We start from the raw sequence: 22246 nt of genomic DNA on the forward strand, positions 1-22246 counted from the left end.
GCCGCCTTTTATAAGGCGGCTTTTTTATGTGGCGTTTATAAGCGTCAAGCAAACAGCGCCAGGTTTTGATCTATTCAAGGATGTGTGTCGTGAACCGCGTAATGGCTCAAGAAGGTGCCGCCGGCATTGCTGCTGCCGTGGCTGAAAGCGTCCAGTACCAGGGCCGCAAGGCCAGCCGTCGGGGCAGCGAGCAGCGCAGGCAAGACATTCTCGATGCCGCCATGCGCATCGTGGTGCGTGACGGCGTACGGGCTGTGCGCCATCGGGCAGTGGCGGCGGAGGCGGGGGTGCCATTGTCGGCCACCACCTACTATTTCAAGGATATCGATGACCTGCTCACCGATACGTTTGCCCAATACGTTGAACGCAGCGCCGCGTTCATGGGCAAGCTGTGGGTGCGTAACGAAGGCCTGCTGCGTGAAATGGTCGCCTATGGTGACGGCAGCCCCGCCTCGCGCTCGCAGTTGGCCGATGACATTGCGCGGCTGACCGCCGACTATGTGCTACGCCAATTGACCAACCGTCGCGAACACCTGATGGCCGAACAGGCTTTTCGCCAGGAAGCCTTGCTCAACCCGCGCCTGGCGGAACTGGTGCGCTCCCATCAGCAAATTCTGTTGCAGGGCACCGGGCAGTTTTTCCAGGTGTTGGGCTCCCGCGAGCCGCAACAGGATGCCAAAGTGTTGACGGCGATAATCAGTCGGATGGAATATCAGGGCCTGTTGGGCGGCGCAGAGCCTCTGACCGGTGAAGAAATGCTTGAGATCCTCAAGCGTTACATGCATTTGGTGTTGGCCTCGGTCTGACACCGGGGGATGTCCAATGAAAACCTGGCGTTTGGTTGTAATCGCCTTGTCGTTCCTGCTGCTCAGCGGTTGCCTGGTGACCTTCAAGGAGCCGCTGCCGGCCCATGACGCCGCGCCGCCGGCCCTGCTGGGCCAATGGACCAGCAAAAACGCCTGGGGCGAGCCGCTCAACCTGCACATCACCCGCGTCGGTGAGCACCGTTATAAAGCCGTGAGCTACCCTACAGCCAAGCCAGGCCAGCGTGACGAGTACCTGTTCAGTGTGTCGCGCCATGGCAACCGCTGGTACCTGTCAGCGCCGTTGCCGGCCAAGCTGGGCGGGCATTTCATCCTGGCGGGTTTTGAAATCAGCGAAAAGCACGAATTGGTGGTCTACACCCTCGACCTTGAGCAGATTCATCAAGCGATAGGCCAAAAAAACTTGCATGGCAGTACTGTGGAAACCGTCGAAGGCGCCGGGGTGCTGGTCGACAGCCCCTTGGACCAGGTGTTTGCCTACCTGGATGACCCGGCCAATGCCGATGTATTCGTAGAGGCCGTGCGCTACCGGCGTGCGGGCAAATAACGTTTAAAGAGGAAGCACCGGGTGGACGATTACCAGCAGACGATACGCACCTTGTCTGATCGCATTGTGCTGGCGCAAACACCGATTCGCGTCCTCGACGCCGTGAAGTGGGACGAGAACATTCGTCAGGGGTTCCTCAAGGCCAAAGGCAAGGAAATGCCGGCGGTTGACCGTGATTACTATCTCAACCGGCCACTGGCGTTCGACTCCAGCGCGGTGAAGCTGGAGTTCCAGAACATCGAGCGCGACATCACCCGCCGGCTCGGCCAGTTCAGCCCGGTGGGGCAGATCATGCGCCGCATGTGCCGGGAATATCGCATGGTGGTGCGCATGCTCGAAGCGCGTGGCACCGAGGATTTCGGCCTGATTTCCCAGGAACTGTACGGCGCCGCCTCTGATGCGTTCCACGCCGGCGACCCGACCCTGGCCGACCTGGGCCTGATGCTGTCCGACTACCTGAACAATATCGACGGCCGTGGCGACCTCAAGGACGAAGCCAAGAAACTCACCGCCAAGGACGCCGTCGCTCTGCTGCAAACACGCCTGAATAAAGTATTCGGCGAGGCTGAAGAAACCATCCGCGTGTTCGAGTCCGACGGTATCGTCGCCGACGCGGCGGCGGGCGCGGACTACATCAAGATCCGCGCCGACGCGATGTTCAACGATCGCGACGTGCGTGCCCTGGAAGTGCATGAAGGCCTGGTGCACGTGGGCACCACCCTCAATGGCCAGAACCAGCCCATCTGCACCTTCCTGTCCAAGGGCCCGCCGTCGTCCACTGTGACCCAGGAAGGCTTGGCGATCCTGATGGAAATCATCACGTTTGCCTCCTACCCGAGTCGTCTGCGCAAGCTGACCAACCGCACCCGCGCGATCCATATGGTGGAGGAGGGTGCCGATTTTCTGCAGGTGTTCGAGTTCTTCCGCGAGCAAGGCTTTGAGATGGCCGAAAGCTACGGCAATGCCAGCCGCGTATTCCGAGGGTCGGTGCCGACCGGTCTGCCGTTTACCAAGGATCTGTCCTACCTCAAGGGCTTTATCATGGTCTACAACTACATCCAACTGGCCGTGCGCAAAGGCAAGCTGGAACAAGTGCCGCTGCTGTTCTGCGGCAAGACCACCCTGGAAGACATGCGCACCCTGCGCCAACTGGTCGACGAAGGCCTGGTGGTGCCGCCCAAGTACCTGCCCGAGCAGTTTCGCGACATGAACGCGCTGGCGGCGTGGATGTGCTTCTCCAACTTCCTCAACCACCTGAGCCTGGATCGGATCGAGGCGGATTACTCCAATATCCTTTAAACCGTGGTATTCGCGAGGCTTCAACGGATGAGAATCCTCGGCATTCTATGCCTGCTCCTCACATTGAACGGCTGCAGCTCATTGCTGTTCTACCCCGAACCCGGCCTGCCGTTCACGCCGGAAAAAGCGCACCTGCAATACCGCGACGTCACCCTCACCACCGCCGACGGTGTGAAGCTCCACGCCTGGTGGTTGCCGGCCAAGCCTGGTGTGCCGCTCAAGGGCACGGTGCTGCACCTGCACGGTAACGGTGGCAATCTGGCCTGGCACTTGGGTGGCAGTTGGTGGCTGCCCGAACAGGGCTACCAGGTGCTGCTGCTGGATTATCGCGGTTACGGCTTGTCGCAAGGCAAGCCCTCGCTGCCCGCGATCTATCAGGATGTGGATGCGGCCTTCACCTGGATCGACAAAGCGCCTGAAACCCAAGGCCAGCCACTGATCGTGCTGGGCCAAAGCCTGGGCGGTGCGCTGGCGGTGCACTACCTAGCCGCGCACCCGGAGCGCCAATCCCGGCTCAAGGCGCTGGTGCTGGACGGCGTGCCTGCCAGTTATCGTGACGTAGGACAATTCGCCCTGAGCACCTCCTGGTTAACATGGCCGTTTCAGGTGCCGTTGTCCTGGCTGGTACCGGACGCCGACAGTGCGATCCATGCCATGCCTCAGCTGACCGGCGTGCCGAAGCTGTTGTTCCACAGTCTGGATGACCCGATCGTGCCCGTGGCCAATGGCATTCGCCTGTACCAGGCCGCACCGCCGCCCAGGGTGCTGCAGTTGACCCGAGGCGGTCATGTACAGACCTTTGCCGACAAGACTTGGCAAACCGTGATGCTGCGTTACCTCGATGACCCGCAGCACTTCAACGGCCTGCGGCGGCTGGGCGAAATTCCCAACTACCCCACTCCTAACGTTGATTCATCAGAGAGCCCGCAATGAGCGAAGAACGCAACATGATCCCGCTGATCCTCACCGGTATCGGCACCATCATCGGTACCGTCGGTTGCCTGTGGTACTACGGTTACCTGCACTTCGCCAAGCCGGAAGATGCGCTGTTGCTCAGCGATTTCACCCTGCTCAAGACCGTGCCGGGCGAGGACTACAAGATCTCGCTGACGCCGGCCGCGCAAGTGGCGCAGTGCGTCGATGGGGTGCTGGTCATGTTCGATACCGAGCAGAAAGGCCTGAGCGGCGTGCTGGTCAACAACAAGAAGCAGGCCGTGCGTTGCATGGGGCAGGAAACCCCTAAATTGCAACAATGAACGCGGTTTTTATCGGTGTGGGAAAGCTCCGTTTTGCTTACCGATTAATGATTTAACGCCTGTCAGGCGCTCGGCCGGCCGGAACCAGCCTCGCTTGCTCACCACTGATAATGGACTGATTGGCAATGCTGATCAGTCCATTTTTTTATGAGTCTGGAGTGAGCATATATGGCAGGTATAAACGGAATATCGGGCGTAGGCAGCATGGGTAACGGTGGTAATGTCGGCGGTGGCGCCCCGTCAAGTCAAGGCCTTGATCAGCAGATCCAGGACGTTCAAAGTAAAATTAAAGACCTGCAGTCACAAAGTGCTAAAGGCGGACAGGGCAGCCAGGGCGGAGGTGAGCTCGAGGAACTGATGAAGCTGCTGGAAAAGCTGCTTAAACAAAAAAATGATCAAGGTGCACAGGGTGCGCAGGGCGATCAAGGCGCGCAGGATGGTCAAGGTGGCGCTCAGGGCCAGGGCCAGATCCAAATGCCGGAGACTCAGGGCACAGGCAAGGTGGGCGGTTAAACAGCGGCCCTTTTGAACCGCCCTTTTGGGGCGGTTTTTTCATTTTGATACAGCTATTCAGCCTGTCGCGAAATGTGTGGCGCAGCACTTCATGCAGTTGCTGTGGAAATTTCGGAACCGTTTCTTCTCAAATGCCACAAAAAATGCGGCAACCTACATAGATTGGGTCGAGGATGAAAATACATATTCCTGTATTGGAAAACATGTTGGCCATGGCAAGGCAGCATGTAGCGCTGGAACAGGAAGCCGCTCGCAGGTACAAGCGCGATCAACAAATGGATGAGCAGGCGGGCGCGAAGATTGAAATGCCAGCCGAGGACACGAATCGCACTATTCAGTTTGATGAGTCGAAAAAAAACCCACCGTGAGGTGGGTTTTCTTATATTGCGCTAATCAATCAGTTAGCAACGGAAGACCGTGGCTTGACCGGCTGGTTGTCGTTGGAGATGGTCACTTCAACGCGGCGGTTCATGGCACGGCCCGATACGCTGCCGTTGTCGGCAACCGGGTATTCCTTGCCATAGCCCTGGGTCACGATGCGCGAGATATCCACGCCCTGTTGGGCCAGTGCGCGTTGTACCGAAGCCGCACGGCGCTCAGACAGGCTCTGGTTGTACGAGTCGGAACCGGTGCTGTCGGTGTAGCCTTCGACGATCACTTTACGATCCGGGTTGTCGCGCAGGAACTGAGCCAGTTTGGTGATGTTCACCAGGCCGCTGGATTTCAGGTCGGACTTGTTGGTAGCGAACAGCACGTCACCGAATGTTACCAAGGTGCCGCGATCAGTCTGCTTGGCATTCAGGCTGTCTTGCAGTTGCTTGATCTGTGCATCACGGGCGTCCAGCAGAGCGCGGGCGCGTTCGTCACCGGCGTTTTTCAGCTTGGCTTCGGATTCGCGCAGCACGATGGTGTCTTTGGCCACTTCAACGCGCTGGTTGGTCAGGTAGGCCAACTGGTCGACTTTCTTCTCGTCTTCCTTATCGCGGTAGGCCTTGTCAGCCTTGTCCAGCCATTCGCTGGCGTCCTTGGTTTCCAGCGCCGCCAGCTTGGTGGCTTGCGGGTTGGTTTGCAGGGCCGAAAAGTTGGTCCGTGCGTTTTCCAGGTTCGCGTTCGGCGGGGTGGAGCAGGCCGCCAGTGCAACGCTCATCGCCAGCAGGGCAGGGATCATCAATTGTTTACGCATAGTCGTGTCGTCCTTTCAATTCGATATCAGGTGCGATGCGGTCAAGGGGTGCGTCTTACTTCTGCTGGATAGCAGCCGGGCGCATGCCTTCCTTACGCAACTCATCAACAGCCTTCTGGGAATCCTTCACAGCCTGTTCAGCCTTGGCGGCCTGGGACTTACGCTCGGCGACGCGAGCATCCCACTCGGCTTGTTCAGCCAGACGACGGGCTTCGTCGTAGTTCTTGTCGTGCATGGCAATCTCGGCTTGCTTGAGCTTGTCCTGGGCCGACTTCATTTCTACAGCTGCGTACTCGGTGCCGCCGGCGCTGACAGCGCTGTTGACTGCGGACTGGGTCACCGCGTACTGCTCGGTCGGAGGATTGCCAGCGCAACCCGCCAGAACGAAGCTGGTGCCGATTGCCAGCGCGGCCAATTTGAGCCCGCGCAGGTGGTTAAACGAGGATTTGGCAGTGCTGGTCTTCATCGTCTTCAACTCCATTGGATAACTCCTGAAAAACATTTAAATCCATGTCACTGGAGTGCGGCTGAGGACCTGGCGATAAAGCAGCAGAAGCCCTTTCAAACGGCCGTTCCAAGTGATGGCTTACTGGCTGTGACCGGAGGCTTTTTTCAAAAGTTCAGAGAAGATGGCGATTTGCCTAAAAAAATATCTGACTGATCGGTCAGTGTAAAAAACTTGGAACTTCTGCGTTGCGCAGCGGTACGCCGGGCGCGTGAAGTGCCCGGCGTACAAGGGTTTGGCAGGGTCGTATCAGTGCTTCTGTTCGTCGCTGCTGGCGGACATATCATGCAGATAACGCCGCGACAGCGTCAGGAAGCGAGGGGTAGGACCGACGTCTTCATACAACGGATCGCCCTCTTCATCGGTGGCAATCACCTGCTGGCCCTTGATGTACGGAAAGCTGGCTTCCAGCTCTTCGAGGGCGGCGCCGATCAGCTCGCCGAGCAGTTCTTCAGTGTGGCGCTTGGGGTACATTTCGGCGATGGCCGCCAGCCTCGCGGCAGACTCCACATCCAAGTGGATGGCGTACTCGGTCTTGGTCAAGCGACCCTTGGCGTTTTCTTCCCAATGCTGGGCCAGTTCTCGGATTTTCATGGCAACCTCAATAAAGCCCGTGATGGCAGGCGGTGATGAGTGACCAGTCGCTGCATGGATAAACGCAGGCGACTCAGTGTTGAGACTAGCTGCAACTCACAAGGTTTAAAGTCTTGTCATAAATCGACGCCAGCGGCACTCTGACAGACCTGCGCGTCCCGGATTTCTGGCTGGAGATTGGCTGATGAGTGATATCGATGCACGCTTGCGTGAGGATGTTCACCTGCTGGGTGAGCTGTTGGGCAACACCATTCGAGAGCAGTACGGCGATGCTTTTCTCGACAAAATCGAGCAGATCCGCAAAGGCGCCAAGGCCGACCGACGCGGGGCCGGCGATGAATTGAGCGCGAGCCTCAATCAGTTGCAGGAAAACGAACTGCTGCCGGTCGCCCGGGCGTTCAACCAGTTCCTCAACCTGGCCAATATCGCCGAGCAATACCAACTGATTCACCGGCGCGATGAGTCGCAACCGGCACCCTTTGAGTCCCGCGTATTGCCGGAATTGCTCGCCCGCCTGCAAAGCGAAGGGCACAGTAACGAGTCCCTGGCCCGCCAGTTGGGGCGCCTGGAAATTGAATTGGTCCTCACCGCGCACCCGACCGAGGTGGCGCGCCGCACCTTGATCCAGAAATACGATGCCATTGCCGCCCAACTGGCGCTGCAGGATCACCGTGACCTCACCACCGCAGAGCGCGAGCAGATTCGCCAGCGCCTGCAACGCTTGATCGCCGAAGCCTGGCACACCGAAGAAATCCGCCGCACCCGGCCCACCCCGGTAGACGAGGCCAAGTGGGGCTTTGCGGTGATCGAACATTCCCTGTGGCACGCCATTCCCAATTACCTGCGCAAGGCCGACCTGGCCCTGCACGCCGCCACTGGCCTGCACTTGCCGCTCGAGGCGGCGCCGATCCGCTTCGCTTCGTGGATGGGCGGCGACCGTGACGGCAACCCGAATGTCACCGCGCCTGTCACCCGTGAAGTGCTGTTGCTGGCACGCTGGATGGCGGCCGACCTGTACCTGCGTGATATCGATCACCTGGCGTCCGAGCTGTCGATGCAGCAAGCCAGCCCGGCATTGCAAGCCAAGGTCGGCGACAGCGTCGAACCCTATCGCGCTCTGCTCAAGCAACTGCGCGAACGCCTGCGGGCCACGCGCCAGTGGGCACACACGGCGTTGAGCAGCAGCACGCCAGCGCCCGCCGAGGTGCTGCAAAACAATCGCGACCTGCTGGAGCCGCTGGAGTTGTGCTACCAGTCGTTGCACGAGTGCGGCATGGGCGTGATCGCCGACGGACCGCTGCTCGACTGCCTGCGGCGTGCGGTGACGTTCGGTTTGTTCCTGGTGCGCCTGGATGTGCGCCAAGACTCCAGCCGTCATTCGGCGGCCATGACTGAAATCACTGATTACCTCGGCCTGGGGCGTTACGAAGACTGGGATGAAGAGGCGCGCATCAGCTTCTTGATGAAAGAGCTCGCCAATCGTCGACCGCTGCTGCCGGGGTATTTCAAGCCGTCGGCGGATACTGCCGAAGTGCTCAACACCTGCAAGGAAGTCGCCGCCGCCCCCGCCGCATCGTTGGGCTCGTACGTCATCTCCATGGCCGGCGCTGCGTCGGACGTGTTGGCGGTGCAACTGCTGCTTAAAGAGTCGGGCGTGCAACGGCCGATGCGCGTGGTGCCGCTGTTCGAAACCCTGGCCGACTTGGATAACGCCGGCCCGGTGATCGAGCAACTGTTGCTGCTGCCGGGCTATCGCACGCGTTTGCAGGGCCCGCAGGAAGTGATGATCGGCTACTCGGACTCGGCCAAGGATGCCGGCACCACCGCCGCCGCCTGGGCGCAGTACCGGGCGCAGGAGCGGCTGGTGGATATCTGCCGCGAGCAGCAAGTGGAACTGTTGTTGTTCCACGGTCGCGGTGGCACCGTCGGTCGTGGCGGTGGCCCGGCCCACGCGGCGATCCTGTCGCAGCCGCCGGGTTCGGTGGCAGGACGGTTCCGGACCACTGAACAGGGCGAGATGATCCGCTTCAAGTTCGGTTTGCCGGATATCGCCGAGCAGAACCTCAACCTCTATTTGGCGGCGGTACTGGAAGCGACGCTGTTGCCACCACCGCCTCCTGAACCGGCCTGGCGCCATTTGATGGACGAATTGGCGGCAGACGGTGTCAGTGCTTACCGCGCCGTGGTGCGGGAAAATCCGCAGTTCGTCGAGTATTTCCGTCAGTCCACGCCGGAACAGGAGCTGGGCCGCTTGCCGCTGGGCAGTCGCCCGGCCAAGCGACGTGCGGGCGGGATTGAAAGCCTGCGCGCGATCCCGTGGATCTTCGGCTGGACCCAGACCCGCCTGATGCTGCCGGCCTGGCTTGGCTGGGAGGCCGCGCTGAGCAAGGCCCTGGAGCGCGGCGAAGGCGAACTGCTGGGGCAGATGCGCGAGCAGTGGCCATTCTTCCGTACCCGCATCGACATGCTGGAAATGGTGCTGGCCAAGGCCGACGCCGATATCGCCCGTCTGTATGACGAGCGCCTGGTGCAGCCAGACCTGCTGCCATTGGGGACGCATTTGCGCGACCTATTGTCGCAGGCATGCAGCGTGGTGCTTGGCCTGACTGGCCAGTCGCAATTGCTGGCGCACAGTCCGGACACCCTGGAGTTCATCCGCCTGCGCAACACCTATCTCGACCCCTTGCACTTGTTGCAGGCCGAGTTGCTGGCGCGCTCCCGTCAGCAGGAAGCGGCACAAGACAGCCCTCTGGAACAGGCGCTGCTGGTCTCCGTGGCCGGTATTGCTGCCGGTTTGCGTAACACCGGCTAAGGTTTTTTGCGTGTTCTCAACGGCTTGCAGATAAACCACGACGGCCGCCCTGAAAAGGGCGGTCGGCGTTTACGAGGCCGGGTTGCACTCAGGCACACCCTACCTATGACGCATGCACGGCGCGGGTTCCTGCGACTTTTGGCGGCTTGTGTGGTTAAGGCCTGCTGTGTATCTTGATCAGCCTTTGGCCGTTTGGGCGGCCCGAATTCTATTTTTACGCGATTGGCCCCCCGCGGCGAATCCGAGCGTCATCTCTATAAAAAAATTGAGGAGCACATCGATGCGCGTCATTCTGCTGGGAGCTCCCGGGGCCGGTAAAGGTACTCAGGCAAAGTTCATCACTGAAAAATTCGGCATTCCGCAAATCTCCACCGGCGACATGCTGCGTGCGGCCGTCAAGGCGGGCACCGAGCTGGGCCTGATCGCCAAGAGCGTGATGGACAGCGGTGGCCTGGTTTCCGATGACTTGATCATCAACCTGGTCAAGGAACGCATCAGCCAGGAAGACTGCAAGAACGGTTTCCTGTTCGACGGCTTCCCGCGCACCATTCCCCAGGCTGAAGCCCTGGTGAAGGCCGGCGTCGAGCTGGACGCCGTGGTTGAAATCGCGGTTGAAGATGAAGAGATCGTCCAGCGCATTGCCGGTCGTCGTGTTCACGAAGCCTCGGGCCGCGTGTACCACACCGTCTACAACCCGCCAAAAGTTGAAGGCAAGGACGATGTGACCGGCGACGACCTGGTGCAGCGCAAAGACGACACTGAAGAAACCGTGCGTCATCGCCTGTCGGTCTACCACTCCCAGACCAAGCCGCTGGTGGATTTCTACCAGAAGCTGTCCGCTGCCCAGGGCAAGCCGAAGTACAGCCACATTCCTGGCGTCGGCTCGGTCGAAGCGATCACTGCCAAGGTGCTGCAAGCACTGAGCTGATCCCTCGACGGCTTCACGGATAACGGCCCGCTTGCGGGCCGTTGTTGTTTATACTGGCGCACTTTTTTCGACTTGGACACCTACACCGATGAGCACCCTGCTGGCCCTGGACACCGCGACTGAAGCTTGCTCGGTTGCCCTGCTGCACGATGGCAAGGTAACGAGCCACTACGAGGTGATCCCGCGCCTGCACGCGCAAAAGCTGTTGCCGATGATCAAGCAACTGCTCGAAGACGCCGGTACTACGCTGGCTGCGGTCGATGCCATTGCCTTCGGCCGTGGGCCGGGTGCCTTTACCGGCGTGCGTATCGCCATCGGCGTGGTGCAGGGTCTGGCATTTGCGCTGGAGCGTCCGGTGTTGCCGGTGTCCAACCTCGCCGTGCTGGCCCAGCGCGCCTTGCGTGAACATGGCGCCCAGCAGGTTGCGGCAGCCATCGATGCGCGCATGGATGAAGTGTATTGGGGTTGCTACCGCGAAACAGCGGGAGAGATGCGCCTGGTCGGTGTTGAAGCCGTGCAGCCGCCGGAGTCATCGGTGCTGCCTGCCGACGCCAGCGGCGACTGGTTCGGTGCGGGCACCGGTTGGGGTTATGGTGAGCGCATCGCGGTGCCGTTGGCGGGCCAGGACGCTGCGATGTTGCCTCATGCCGAGGACCTGCTGACGTTGGCTCGTTTTGCTTTTGAGCGTGGCGAGGCCATTCCCGCAGATCAGGCCGCACCTGTGTACCTGCGCGATAAAGTGGCGCAGACCAAGGCCGAACGCGGCCTGTAACTGTCGTGAGCGGGCTTGCCCCGCGCCGGGCTGCGAAGCGGCCCTAAACATCCCGAACACGCCTCTAATCTGCACCAATCGTCAGAATTTGCCCCCCGTTTTAAACCTTTTTCAAATTATGTGTTCTAGTTATCACCAGAGCATTTGCGCGCTACGGATTGCGCCACTAAAATGCCATCACCGATACCGAGTTCGCATCGATGCGTATAGACGGCTTTTCCTCACAGTCCTACCCCATCAAGCGTAAGCCGCGTAAGGCCAACGTCACGGTAGACGAGTCCGTCGAAGATTCACCGGACTTCATCGAAGTCCAACCCGATGCGCAGTCCAACGCTCAATCGCGTATCAGCGGTCTTCCCGCCCGTCAGCAAGACATGGTCTTCCCACGCTCAATGAGCAGAAGTGTCGCCACCGCCCTGGCCAGCTACCTGACCACCGCCGGCTTTGTCGAATGGGATATGGAAGTGCTGGGCCTCGACATCCACATCTGATGCGTCTGCCTTACTACCTGGGTTGCCCGTCCTGGAGTGAAAACGCTTGGCGCGAGTACCTGTACCCCGCCGATGCCCGTTCCAGCGACTACCTTGCGCTCTACTCCCAGGTTTTCAACGCCGTTGAAGGCAACACCACGTTTTATGCCCGCCCGTCGGCCGCCACCGTGCAACGCTGGGCCGAGATCATGCCCGAGGATTTTCGCTTCACGGCCAAGTTTCCCGGTGATATCAGCCACAGCGGCAACCTGATTGAGCAGCTCCCGGCAGCGGAAAGCTTTGTGGGCTTGATGAGTCCTTTGGGTGAGCGGGTATCGCCGCTGTGGTTGCAGCTGCCCGCGACGTTCACACCGCAGCGTCTGGGGGAATTGGCCGGTTTCATTGATGGCCTGGAGCGGCCAATGGCCGTAGAAGTACGGCATCAGGAATTCTTCGCCAAGGGCGATGCCGAGCGCATGCTCAACCGCTTGTTGCGTGACCGGGGCGTGGAACGCATCTGTCTGGACCCTCGTGCACTCTTCAGTTGCACGTCGACTTCAGCCGCCGTGCTGCACGCCCAATCGAAAAAGCCCAAGGTGCCACCACGGCCGGCGGCGCTGACGCAGTTCCCCCAAGTGCGTTTTATCGGCCATCCCGAACTCGAAGCCAACGATCCGTTTTTGGTCCCCTGGGTGGAAAAAGTCGCCGGCTGGATCGAAGAAGGCCGCACGCCCTATGTGTTCCTGCACACCTCGGATAACCGTCTCGCCGCGCAGTTGGCCCTGCGTTTCCACGACCAGTTGATGGCGCGCCTACCTGGGCTGCCGCCACTGCCCACGTTGGATCGTACCCCCGAAGTGGAGCAACTGGGGTTACTCTAGGGCTCCTTTTCCCGCCAGGAGCCAGACATGGATGCGCAAACCCTTCGCGCCGAAACCTTCAAGGCCTTGCATGAGCGTGACCGCGCCTTCGTAATGCCTAACCCGTGGGATGCAGGCTCCGCCGTGATGCTGGCCAGCCTGGGTTTTGAAGCGCTGGCCACCACCAGTGCGGGCTACGCGTTCAGCTTGGCGCGCCCGGATGCGGAAGGGGCGCTGTCCCTGGAAGACACGTTGATCAATGCCGGCATGATCGCCAAGGCCACGGCGCTGCCGGTGGCGGCTGACCTCGAAAACGGCTTCAGCGACACCCCCGAAGGTTGCGCCCAGACCATCCTGCGTGCCGCCGCCACGGGGATCGTCGGTGGCTCCATCGAGGATGCCACGGGCGTCGCCGTCGACCCGATCTATCCCTTTGACCTTTCCGTAGAACGTGTGGAAGCGGCCGTTGCCGCCGCCCGTAGCCTGCCATTCCCCTTCACCCTGACGGCCCGTGCGGAAAACCTCCTGCACGGCCGCCTGGATCTGCCCGACACCATCCGCCGCCTGCAGGCCTACGCCGAGGCCGGTGCCGACGTGCTGTATGCGCCGGCCTTGCGCAGTGCCGAGGAAGTGCTGGCGGTGGTCAAGGCGGTGGCGCCCAAGCCGGTGAATGTGTTGATGTCCGGCGGCTTGAACCTGAGCGTCGCGCAGCTCAGCGAGATGGGCGTGCGACGGATCAGCGTCGGCTCGGCCCTAGCGTTGGCGGCCTACGGTGAGTTCTATCGTGCAGCCCAGGAAGTGTATGAGCTGGGCACGTTCACCTTTACCGAGCGCAAGATGCCGTTCAGCCAGGCCAACCAGTTCTTCAAGGACTAAGCCGTGCGTTTTTTAAACGTGATGGGCTTGCTGCTGATTCTGGCGGGCGCCGTTGCCGTGGGCGTCTGGCGTGGCTGGGTGCCAATACCGGCCGATTGGAACCCCTGGGCACCGCTGGACGTACGTGCCAGCCCCAACCTGCTGACCCGTTACAAGCTGGGGCGCCTGCAGGATGACCCGGCGCTGTGTGATCAAGTGCTGGAAACCTCGGGCCTGCGCGTCAGCCATCAGGCGGACTCGCCCGCCGATGCCGCTTGCCCCTTGCGTAATACCTTGCGCGTCCAGGGCGCAGCGGTCGGGCTGAGCAGCAGCTTCCTCGCCAGTTGCCCACTGGCGGTGGCCTTCGCCCTGTTCGAGCGGCACAGCCTGCAACCGGCGGCCCAGGCGGTATTCGGCCAGGCGGTGACACGGGTTGAGCATCTGGGCAGTTTTGCCTGTCGCAATATGTATAACCGTGCCGAGGGGCGACTGAGCCAGCATGCGTCGGCCAATGCGCTGGACATTGCCGGCTTTCGTCTGGCGGATGGGCGCAGTATCAGCGTGCTCAAGGATTGGCCGGGGGAGGGCGATAATGCGCGGTTCCTGCGCCAAGTACGCGATAGCGCCTGTGATGATTTCAATGTGGTGCTGAGCCCGGACTACAACGCCGCGCACCGCAACCATTTCCATCTGGATATGGGGCGTTGGTGGGTGTGTCGCTGAGTGTCAGGCGGCCAGGCGCAGGTTGTGGGTGACCAGCGGGCGTGCCCAGTAATAATCGAAGTCCAGGGCTTTCTGTTGCGCGACCAGTTCTTCGGTCGGGTACGGCGTGGCGGCCGGTGGCAGCAGGTCCAACTCGAATTCGGCGATGGGCAGGTGCAGTGGGCGTGGCTCCGGTGCCGGGCCTGGCTCCGGCAGCGCTTGGCTAGCGGTCAGTACGATCGGGCGGACCCAACCGCTTTCGAAGTTCTGCTGGCGTTGCTGGGCGACGATTTCTTCTTCCGGGAACGGTGTGGCGGCGGGTGGCAGCAAGTCGGTCTCGAACTCGGCGATCGGCAGGAACAGCGGCTCCGGCGGCGCGATTTCGGTGTCTTTCACGTCACACCCACGCTGCGTGAGGATCTGCGACAACAGGTCGGCGCCAGCACTCGGTTCTACCGCTGGGTCTGCCGGTGCAGGCGCCTGCACCGCGAGCGCGTCCGGCGTATCGCCAAGCTGCTCGGCCAATGCCCGGGCGAAGAAGTCCTGCCACACATGGCTCACCCCGGCCAGCGCTTGGGTATTGCGCAGGCCGTAGTGGTTGTGGGTCGGCAGTACACCGATGGTTAGGGGAAGAATGTCTGACATTTTTCTCGGTCGACGCTCAGCTCTGGCAAAATACCTGACTGTTGTTTTTATCGGCCGGTAGTTGCCGATCCTTAATATTTTTGAGCGTAGCGATTGATGAGCGAACAACCAGCGGCCAGCCGCATCCAGGTCGAGGCCTTGGGCGACGGTTTCAAGGCCCGTGCCGAGCAGTGGGCGTTACTGTTGGGGCTGCCGTTGCAGCTGGCGGATGCGGACTTTTCCCTGCAAGTCGGCGAACATGGCCTGCAGTTGCAACAGCTTGGGCCTGACGCGCCTGGGCCGGTGCGGGTGGACTTTGTCGAAGGCGGAGCGGCGCATCGGCGCCTGTACGGTGGTGGCAGCGGGCAGATGATCGCCAAGGCCGTGGGCATTGCCCAAGGCGTGCGTCCACGGGTGCTGGACGCCACGGCCGGCCTGGGCAAGGACGCTTTCGTGCTGGCCAGCCTGGGCTGCGAGATGAGTTTGATCGAGCGCCAGCCGCTGATCGGCGCGTTGCTTGAAGATGGGTTGGCGCGTGGCGCGGATGATTTTGAGGTGGCGCCGATCGTGGCGCGCATGCGGTTGCTCAAGGGCAACTCCATCGACGTGATGCGCCATTGGGAAGGTGAGCCGCCCCAGGTGATCTACCTTGACCCGATGTTCCCGCACCGTGAGAAAACTGCGCTGGTGAAGAAGGAGATGCGCCTGTTCCGGCCGCTGGTGGGGGATGATCCGGACGCCCCGGCGCTGTTGGCTGCCGCGTTGGCCCTGGCCAGCCACCGTGTGGTGGTCAAGCGCCCGCGCAAGGCGCCGTGCATTGACGGGCCCAAGCCAAGTCATGCGCTGGATGGCAAGTCCAGTCGGTATGACATCTACCCCAAGAAAGCGCTCAAGCCTTGATCGTGGACCTGTGGCGAGGGAGCTTGCTCCCGCCGGCGGCCTTACAGCCGACCGCTATTTACCTGTTGCCCAGCGATCAAAATGTGGGAGCTGGCTTGCCAGCGATGAGGCCCGTCCATGGAACGAGCCTTTAAGGCCTGTACGCCCGCATAAACAACCCCACCACCTCCTGTACATGTTCTTCGGCGGCTTCTTCGCTCAGTTGCCCGCCGCAGCCATACAGCAAGCAAAAGTTCGCCGTGCCTTTGAGCAGGCAGAAGAAGTGCTCGGCTGCGGTAAACGGTTTGTCGATGCTCAGCGCGCCGCTCTGATCGATCTTGCTCAACAAGCGCTCCATGCCTTGCAACATGCGCATGGGGCCGGCCTCGAAGAAAATCTGTGAGAGTTTCACGTCTTGATTGCCCGTGGTCATCATCAGGCGATGCAGGTTGACCGACTCTTCGCTGTTGATCAGGCGATGGAACCCTCGCGCGATGTTCAGCAACACAGTTTCTACGGGCACACCCACGGGCAGCTCGAAGTACATCACCGGCAGTTGTTCTTCGCACTTAGCCACTACGGCGGCGGTGAATAACGTCTCTTTATCGTTGAAATGGCTGTAGACGGTCAATTTCGACACGCCCGCTCCCAGTGCAACGGCATCCATGCTGGTACTGGCGTAGCCATTGCTCAAAAACAGGATTTTCGCGGCTTCAAGGATTGCCTGGCGTTTTGCCATGTCCTTGGGGCGCCCGGGACTATTGGTGTTTACAGGATTGTCGGACATTTTCACCTTTAATACTGGACTGGTGAGTTTGGTATTAATAACATACCCGTCAGTATAATTATTCCTAGCTCCATTAGCGAAAAGGTCCTACAGCATGCGCAGCATTTTCCTGCCCTTTGCGTTGCCTGTCAGTCTGGTCCTCCTATTGGCCGCCTGTGGCCATGAAGAAGCGACCCAGACCACCATCCGACCGGCCATGGTGGTGCAGCCACAGCCTTCTGCGCAGTCGATGGACAGCTACCCCGGCGAAGTGCGCGCACGCTATGAGCCGGACCTGGCGTTTCGCATTGGCGGCAAAGTCAGTAAGCGACTGGTGGAGGAGGGCGAACGGGTCAAGGCCAACCAGGCGCTGGCGGAGCTCGACCCTCAGGACGTGCGCCTGCAACTCGAAGCGACGCGTGCCCAAGTCGCCGCCGCCGAGGCCAACCTGAGCCTTGTGCGTGCCGAGCGCGATCGCTACAAGACCCTGATGGACCGTCAGATGGTCAGCCGTTCCCAGTACGACAATTCTGAAAACCTCTATAGATCCGGAGAAGCACGCCTCAAGCAGATCAAGGCCGAGTTTGACGTGGCCAGCAACCAGGCTGGCTACGCCGTGCTGCGCGCACCCCAGGACGGTGTGGTGGCCAAGCGCGCGGTCGAAGTCGGCCAGGTGGTGTCTGCCGGCCAGACGGTGTTCACCCTGGCCACCGATGGCGAGCGCGAAGTGCTGATCAGCCTGCCCGAGCAAGGTTTTGGTCGCTTCAAGATCGGCCAGCCGGTGTCGGTCGAGCTGTGGAGCCAGCCCGACCAGCGCTTCAGCGGGCGTATTCGCGAGCTGTCACCGGCGGCCGATCCGAAGTCGCGCACGTTCGCGGCCCGCGTGGCGTTCACCGGCGGCAAGGTGCCGGCGGAACTGGGCCAGAGCGCCCGCGTATTCATACAGGCTGACGGCGTTATTCCGCTGTCGGTGCCGCTCTCTGCCCTCAGTGCGGAGAACGGTGCGTCCTACGTCTGGCGCGTACAGCCCGACAACACCCTCAAACGCGTGCCGGTCCGTATTGGCGCCTTTGGTGAAAAAAACGTCCCGGTACTGGAAGGCTTGAGCCCGACCGATTGGGTCATTGCCGCCGGTGTGCATGTGCTCCACGAAGGCCAGCAAGTGCGCCCGGTGGATCGCGCCAACCGCGTGGTGAATCTGGCGGCCAAGGAGTAGTTTCCGATGGGTTTCAATCTTTCCGAATGGGCGTTGCGTAATCGCCAGATCGTACTGTTCCTGATGATTCTGCTGGCAGTGGTCGGTACTTTGTCCTACTCCAAGTTGGGGCAAAGCGAAGACCCGCCGTTCACCTTCAAGGCCATGGTGATCAAGACCAATTGGCCCGGCGCTACAGCCCAGGAAGTCTCGCGGCAAGTCACCGAGCGTATTGAAAAGAAACTGATGGAGACCGGTGAGTACGAGCGCATCGTCTCTTTCTCGCGCCCCGGTGAATCCCAGGTGACCTTTATAGCGCGCGACTCCCTGCATTCGGCGCAGATCCCCGAGCTGTGGTACCAGGTGCGCAAGAAGATCAGCGACATCCGCCAGACGTTGCCGCCGGACATCCAGGGGCCGTTTTTCAATGATGAATTCGGCACCACCTTCGGCAACATCTACGCGCTGACCGGCGATGGCTTTGACTACGCCGTGCTCAAGGACTACGCCGACCGTATCCAGATTCAACTGCAGCGGGTGCCGGATGTGGGCAAGGTCGAGTTGCTCGGCCTGCAGGATGAGAAGATCTGGATCGAACTGTCCAACCTCAAGCTCGCCACCCTCGGTTTACCTCTGGCGGCGGTGCAGCAGGCTTTGCAGGAACAGAATGCGGTCTCCACGGCGGGTTTCTTTGAAACCCCGAGCGAGCGTGTGCAACTTCGGGTATCGGGCAATTTCAAGACCGTTGAAGAGATCCGCAGCTTTCCGATTCGTGTGGGTGACCGCACCTTCCGTATCGGCGATGTGGCCGACATCCACCGTGGCTTCAACGACCCACCGGCCCCGCGCATGCGCTACATGGGCGAGGACGCCATCGGCCTGGCCGTCGCCATGCGTGACGGCGGCGATATCCTGGTCCTGGGCAAAGCCTTGGAAGTCGAATTCGCACGCTTGCAGAAGAACCTTCCTGCGGGCATGGAGCTGCGCAAGGTCTCGGACCAACCGGCGGCAGTGAAAACCAGCGTCGGCGAATTTGTGCAGGTACTGGCCGAAGCGCTGGCCATCGTGTTGCTGGTGAGTTTCTTTTCCCTCGGCGTGCGCACCGGCATGGTGGTAGCCCTGGCGATTCCGCTGGTGCTGGCGATGACCTTTGCCACCATGTATTACCTCGGGATCGGCCTGCACAAGATTTCCCTCGGTGCCCTGGTGTTGGCGTTAGGCCTGCTGGTGGACGATGCCATCATCGCAGTGGAAATGATGGCGATCAAAATGGAGCAGGGTTACGACCGACTCAAAGCCGCGAGTTTCGCCTGGACCAGCACGGCGTTCCCGATGCTCACCGGTACATTGATCACCGCCGCCGGATTCCTGCCGATTGCCACTGCGCAGTCGAGCACCGGTGAATACACGCGTTCGATCTTCCAGGTGGTGACCATCGCGTTGCTGGCCTCGTGGGTCGCCGCCGTGGTGTTTGTGCCTTATCTGGGGGAAAAACTCCTGCCGGACCTGGCGAAAATTCATGCGGCCAAGCACGGCACTGATGGCCCTGATCCCTACGGAACACCGTTCTATCAACGTGTAAGACGCTGGGTGGAGTGGTGCGTACGGCGACGCAAAACCGTAATCGTCCTGACGCTGCTGCTGTTTATCGGCTCGGTCGCGCTGTTTCGTTTTGTGCCACAGCAGTTCTTCCCGGCCTCCGGCCGCCTGGAGTTGATGGTCGACCTGAAGCTGGCCGAAGGCGCCTCCCTGAGCAATACTGCCGACCAGGTCAAGCGCCTGGAAGCCTTGCTCAAGGATCACGCCGGTATCGATAACTACGTGGCCTACGTCGGCACAGGCTCGCCGCGTTTCTACCTGCCGCTGGATCAACAGCTGCCGGCCACCAGCTTCGCCCAGTTTGTAGTATTGGCCAAAACCATCGAGGAGCGCGAAACCCTGCGCACCTGGTTGATCGAAACCCTCAACGAACAATTCCCCGACCTGCGTTCACGCGTCACACGTCTGGAAAACGGCCCACCTGTAGGCTATCCAGTGCAGTTTCGCGTGACCGGCGAACATATCGAAGAGGTCCGCGCCCTCGCACGTAAGGTTGCGGCCAAGGTTCGCGAAAATACCCATGTGGTCAACGTGCACCTGGACTGGGAAGAACCGAGCAAGATCGTCTACCTCAACATCGACCAGGACCGCGCCCGTGCCCTCGGTGTTAGCACCGCCAACCTGTCGAAATTCCTGCAGAGTTCGTTGACCGGTTCCACCGTCAGCCAATACCGCGAGGACAACGAGTTGATCGAAATCCTCTTGCGCGGCACCGTGCACGAGCGCACCGAACTGTCGCTGCTGCCAAGCCTGGCCGTGCCTACCGACAATGGTAAAAGCGTAGCGCTGTCGCAGATAGCCACCCTCGAATACGGCTTCGAAGAGGGTGTCATCTGGCACCGCAACCGCTTGCCCACCGTGACTGTTCGCGCGGATATCTATGGCAAGGAACAACCGGCGACGTTAGTCCAACAGATCCTGCCGACCCTCGAAGGCGTACGCGCGGAGCTACCGGATGGCTATTTGCTGGATGTCGGCGGTACGGTCGAGGACTCTGCCCGTGGCCAGAATTCGGTCAAGGCCGGTGTGCCCTTGTTCATTGTGGTGGTGCTGACCCTGCTGATGCTGCAACTGCGCAGCTTCTCGCGCACCGCCATGGTGTTTCTGACTGCCCCGCTGGGACTGATCGGTGTGACATTGTTCCTGCTGGTATTCCGTCAACCTTTCGGCTTCGTGGCCATGCTGGGAACCATCGCACTGTCGGGGATGATCATGCGTAACTCGGTGATCCTGGTTGACCAGATCGAACAGGACATCAAGGCGGGACTGGCACCCTGGCAGGCGATTATTGAAGCCACCGTCCGACGTTTCCGCCCGATTGTGCTGACAGCCCTGGCGGCCGTACTGGCGATGATTCCGTTGTCGCGCAGCGTGTTTTTCGGGCCAATGGCCGTGGCGATCATGGGCGGCCTGATTGTGGCCACGGCGTTGACGCTGTTGTTTTTGCCGGCGTTGTACGCCGCATGGTTCCGGGTCAAACCGCAGGCCGTGTAAAACCTTGTCGTAGGGATAATCACAAACGTATTACGGAGCCAGGAACGTTTATTCGGCGAGGGGCCACTCATGAATTACCTGATTGCCAGGTCTTTTGCCACCAGGGTTTTATCCCTGTCGGCAGAAGCATAAATCTGATGATTCAAGGAGTATTTATGAAAATAGGTATTAATTTTAATGCTTGGAAGCCCGGCTGCGGCAGCAACTCCTGTGCGCCTGCCAAGCCTAACCCCCCTTGCTCCAAATCCCCTTCCTGCAATAAGCCTGAAGACCCTTGCAAGCCCAAGAGCGGCGCGGCAATTGGCTTCGGTGTCATGCCCTTGGGCATGATCGCCTTCGGTGGTTTTGGTATAGGGAAGTTCTTCTAATTACGCCAGAACTGCTTGAATCCGGGCAGGTGAGCCTCCCCCACCTGTCCGGGCTCAGAGCGCGAGCTTACAGGGCGCCGAAGACTTTCTTCGCCAGGCTGGTCGCGGCAGCCGCTGGGTTCTCGCGAATGGTTTCTTCTTGCTTGGCAATCATCTTGAACAACCCGTCCAGTGCCTGCTCGGTCACGTAGTTTTCGACGTTGGCGCTCTTGGCATCCACCGCACCAAAGGCTGCGGCTTTACCGGCCAGGGCATTGTACTGCTGAGCCACGCCGACCTTGTCGGTAGCGGCCTTGACGATCGGCAGGAACTTGGCGCGGATGGCCTCGCGACTGCTTTTGTTCAGGTACTGGGTGGCGGAATCCTGGCCGCCGCTGAGGATGCCCTTGGCGTCAGTCACACTCATGTTCTTGACGGCGTTGACCAGGATCGGCTGGGCCTGGGTCACGGCGGTTTCGGCGGCCTTGTTCATGCTGGTTTCCAGCTGGGTGACCTGGTCACCCATGCCGAACATTTTCAGTTTGTCGGCCACTTTGCCCAGCTTGCCAGGCAGGCCGATCTTCACTTCCGGGTTGTTGCTGAAACCACCGGGGACGCCCAGTTGCTTCACGGCGATCTGCGCGCCTTGGGTCAGGGCGTCCTTGAGGCCGCCGCTGGCGTCACCCTGGGACAGGCTGCTCAAGTCCAGGGCCATGGCGTTGGCACCGAGCAACAAACCAGCACACAGGGCAGTAAAGCGAAGGGAGTTACGGAGCATGGGCGCTTCCTTTTAATAGGGCTTATGTTCTAGAGACGACTCAGTGGGCTACAGCGTCGACGCGCAGGCGCAGGGGGTGTGGGTCCTGGCCATTGAGCTGCACGGAGTACCGTTCGGTGGTGATAAACAGTAGCTTGCCATCCAGTTCGATGCGAGCGCTCACCGAATAACTGTGGCCGGGTTTGACTTGCGCGGGGTCGTAGCTCAGGTGGAAGGGCAGCGGCACTTGGCCTTTGACCGGGCCTTTCTGCTCGGCGAGGGTCACGGCGGGTGCATCCGCCAGGGACACGTCTTGCAGGCTGACGCTCAAGGTCGCGGCCGGCGGCAGGGCGATACGTTGCAGGTAGAAGACTTCGCCGTCGAGGCTGGCCTTGGGAGCGGGCGTCATGGTTTGGCAGGCTCCGAGCAGGGCGGTAAGGCCCAGAAGGATGATCTTTTTCAAGG

The 22246-nt window shown here is 60.6% G+C and carries 25 protein-coding genes; 18 read left to right on the top strand and 7 right to left on the bottom strand.

All coding sequences use genetic code 11. From position 1 onward, the window contains the following. Positions 1-89 precede the first annotated feature (89 nt). From AC3ZU9_RS23505 to AC3ZU9_RS23535, 7 genes are all read left to right on the top strand, one after another. Positions 90-806 carry a TetR/AcrR family transcriptional regulator gene (locus AC3ZU9_RS23505; RefSeq protein ID WP_080567166.1) on the top strand — a complete coding sequence of 239 codons (717 nt, stop codon included), beginning with the start codon at positions 90-92 and terminating at the stop codon, positions 804-806. 16 nt (positions 807-822) lie between these two features. Further along, positions 823-1371 carry a hypothetical protein gene (locus AC3ZU9_RS23510; RefSeq protein WP_490091420.1) on the top strand — a complete coding sequence of 183 codons (549 nt, stop codon included), beginning with the start codon at positions 823-825 and terminating at the stop codon, positions 1369-1371. A gap of 21 nt (positions 1372-1392) precedes the next feature. After that, the gene (locus AC3ZU9_RS23515; protein ID WP_490091421.1) at positions 1393-2670 is read left to right on the top strand and encodes a flavohemoglobin expression-modulating QEGLA motif protein; all 1278 of its coding nucleotides are present in this window, start codon (positions 1393-1395) and stop codon (positions 2668-2670) included. 27 nt (positions 2671-2697) lie between these two features. Next, complete coding sequence (locus AC3ZU9_RS23520; RefSeq protein WP_046036624.1) at positions 2698-3603, top strand: alpha/beta hydrolase; 906 nt, start codon at positions 2698-2700, stop codon at positions 3601-3603. Continuing rightward, positions 3600-3926, top strand: coding sequence for a PA3694 family proteiin (locus tag AC3ZU9_RS23525; protein ID WP_043204887.1), 327 nt, complete (start codon positions 3600-3602; stop codon positions 3924-3926). The genes AC3ZU9_RS23520 and AC3ZU9_RS23525 overlap by 4 nt, the downstream gene beginning before the upstream one ends. A 168-nt stretch (positions 3927-4094) precedes the next feature. Next, positions 4095-4439: a hypothetical protein gene (locus tag AC3ZU9_RS23530; RefSeq protein ID WP_177410680.1), complete on the top strand. Its 345-nt coding sequence runs from the start codon at positions 4095-4097 to the stop codon at positions 4437-4439. Between the two features lie 173 nt (positions 4440-4612). Beyond that, a complete protein-coding gene (locus AC3ZU9_RS23535; RefSeq protein WP_012722562.1) occupies positions 4613-4807 on the top strand; it encodes a hypothetical protein in 195 nt (64 codons plus the stop codon). A gap of 29 nt (positions 4808-4836) precedes the next feature. On the opposite strand, the gene lptF is transcribed toward AC3ZU9_RS23535, so the two are convergent. From lptF to AC3ZU9_RS23550, 3 genes are all read right to left on the bottom strand, one after another. Then, on the bottom strand, positions 4837-5622 hold the full coding sequence (gene lptF / locus AC3ZU9_RS23540; protein WP_012722563.1) for a lipotoxin F family OmpA-related lipoprotein LptF: 786 nt from the start codon (positions 5620-5622) through the stop codon (positions 4837-4839). Positions 5623-5677: 55 nt separating this feature from the next. Continuing rightward, entirely contained in the window at positions 5678-6088 is a 411-nt protein-coding gene (locus tag AC3ZU9_RS23545) for a DUF4398 domain-containing protein (protein WP_173390380.1), read from the bottom strand. 288 nt (positions 6089-6376) lie between these two features. After that, the gene (locus AC3ZU9_RS23550) at positions 6377-6721 is read right to left on the bottom strand and encodes a hypothetical protein (protein WP_012722565.1); all 345 of its coding nucleotides are present in this window, start codon (positions 6719-6721) and stop codon (positions 6377-6379) included. A gap of 184 nt (positions 6722-6905) precedes the next feature. On the opposite strand from AC3ZU9_RS23550, the gene ppc reads away from it, so the two are divergent. From ppc to AC3ZU9_RS23585, 7 genes are all read left to right on the top strand, one after another. Beyond that, on the top strand, positions 6906-9533 hold the full coding sequence (gene ppc / locus AC3ZU9_RS23555) for a phosphoenolpyruvate carboxylase (protein ID WP_093544161.1): 2628 nt from the start codon (positions 6906-6908) through the stop codon (positions 9531-9533). Positions 9534-9813: 280 nt separating this feature from the next. Next, a complete protein-coding gene (adk, locus tag AC3ZU9_RS23560; RefSeq protein ID WP_012722567.1) occupies positions 9814-10461 on the top strand; it encodes an adenylate kinase in 648 nt (215 codons plus the stop codon). Between the two features lie 88 nt (positions 10462-10549). After that, the gene (tsaB, locus tag AC3ZU9_RS23565; protein WP_012722568.1) at positions 10550-11233 is read left to right on the top strand and encodes a tRNA (adenosine(37)-N6)-threonylcarbamoyltransferase complex dimerization subunit type 1 TsaB; all 684 of its coding nucleotides are present in this window, start codon (positions 10550-10552) and stop codon (positions 11231-11233) included. Positions 11234-11433: 200 nt separating this feature from the next. After that, positions 11434-11724, top strand: coding sequence for a hypothetical protein (locus AC3ZU9_RS23570; RefSeq protein WP_012722569.1), 291 nt, complete (start codon positions 11434-11436; stop codon positions 11722-11724). After that, positions 11724-12584 (top strand): DUF72 domain-containing protein, encoded by an 861-nt coding sequence (locus AC3ZU9_RS23575; RefSeq protein WP_012722570.1) that lies wholly within the window; start codon positions 11724-11726, stop codon positions 12582-12584. The genes AC3ZU9_RS23570 and AC3ZU9_RS23575 overlap by 1 nt, the downstream gene beginning before the upstream one ends. A gap of 27 nt (positions 12585-12611) precedes the next feature. After that, complete coding sequence (locus AC3ZU9_RS23580) at positions 12612-13439, top strand: isocitrate lyase/PEP mutase family protein (protein ID WP_012722571.1); 828 nt, start codon at positions 12612-12614, stop codon at positions 13437-13439. Positions 13440-13442: 3 nt separating this feature from the next. After that, positions 13443-14141 (top strand): extensin-like domain-containing protein, encoded by a 699-nt coding sequence (locus tag AC3ZU9_RS23585; RefSeq protein WP_490091422.1) that lies wholly within the window; start codon positions 13443-13445, stop codon positions 14139-14141. A gap of 3 nt (positions 14142-14144) precedes the next feature. On the opposite strand, the gene AC3ZU9_RS23590 is transcribed toward AC3ZU9_RS23585, so the two are convergent. After that, entirely contained in the window at positions 14145-14765 is a 621-nt protein-coding gene (locus AC3ZU9_RS23590; protein WP_490091423.1) for an energy transducer TonB, read from the bottom strand. 96 nt (positions 14766-14861) lie between these two features. Between AC3ZU9_RS23590 and AC3ZU9_RS23595 the strand changes: the two genes are divergently transcribed. After that, positions 14862-15644: a class I SAM-dependent methyltransferase gene (locus AC3ZU9_RS23595; protein ID WP_490091424.1), complete on the top strand. Its 783-nt coding sequence runs from the start codon at positions 14862-14864 to the stop codon at positions 15642-15644. Between the two features lie 130 nt (positions 15645-15774). Here AC3ZU9_RS23595 and AC3ZU9_RS23600 read toward each other — a convergent pair whose 3' ends face one another. Further along, on the bottom strand, positions 15775-16410 hold the full coding sequence (locus AC3ZU9_RS23600) for a TetR/AcrR family transcriptional regulator (RefSeq protein WP_102061737.1): 636 nt from the start codon (positions 16408-16410) through the stop codon (positions 15775-15777). Positions 16411-16504: 94 nt separating this feature from the next. Between AC3ZU9_RS23600 and AC3ZU9_RS23605 the strand changes: the two genes are divergently transcribed. From AC3ZU9_RS23605 to AC3ZU9_RS23615, 3 genes are all read left to right on the top strand, one after another. After that, a complete protein-coding gene (locus AC3ZU9_RS23605; RefSeq protein WP_490091425.1) occupies positions 16505-17605 on the top strand; it encodes an efflux RND transporter periplasmic adaptor subunit in 1101 nt (366 codons plus the stop codon). Positions 17606-17611: 6 nt separating this feature from the next. After that, positions 17612-20677, top strand: coding sequence for an efflux RND transporter permease subunit (locus tag AC3ZU9_RS23610; RefSeq protein ID WP_093544159.1), 3066 nt, complete (start codon positions 17612-17614; stop codon positions 20675-20677). A 155-nt stretch (positions 20678-20832) separates the two neighbouring features. After that, positions 20833-21045, top strand: coding sequence for a hypothetical protein (locus tag AC3ZU9_RS23615; RefSeq protein ID WP_122809887.1), 213 nt, complete (start codon positions 20833-20835; stop codon positions 21043-21045). A 67-nt stretch (positions 21046-21112) separates the two neighbouring features. Here the strand turns inward: AC3ZU9_RS23615 and AC3ZU9_RS23620 are convergent, their stop codons facing one another. Both AC3ZU9_RS23620 and AC3ZU9_RS23625 read right to left on the bottom strand, forming a co-directional pair. Next, positions 21113-21802 (bottom strand): DUF4197 domain-containing protein, encoded by a 690-nt coding sequence (locus AC3ZU9_RS23620; protein ID WP_012722579.1) that lies wholly within the window; start codon positions 21800-21802, stop codon positions 21113-21115. Between the two features lie 40 nt (positions 21803-21842). Then, complete coding sequence (locus tag AC3ZU9_RS23625; RefSeq protein WP_490091426.1) at positions 21843-22244, bottom strand: YbaY family lipoprotein; 402 nt, start codon at positions 22242-22244, stop codon at positions 21843-21845. Positions 22245-22246 lie beyond the last annotated feature (2 nt).

The sequence above is a fragment of the Pseudomonas sp. A39 genome (assembly GCF_058145955.1).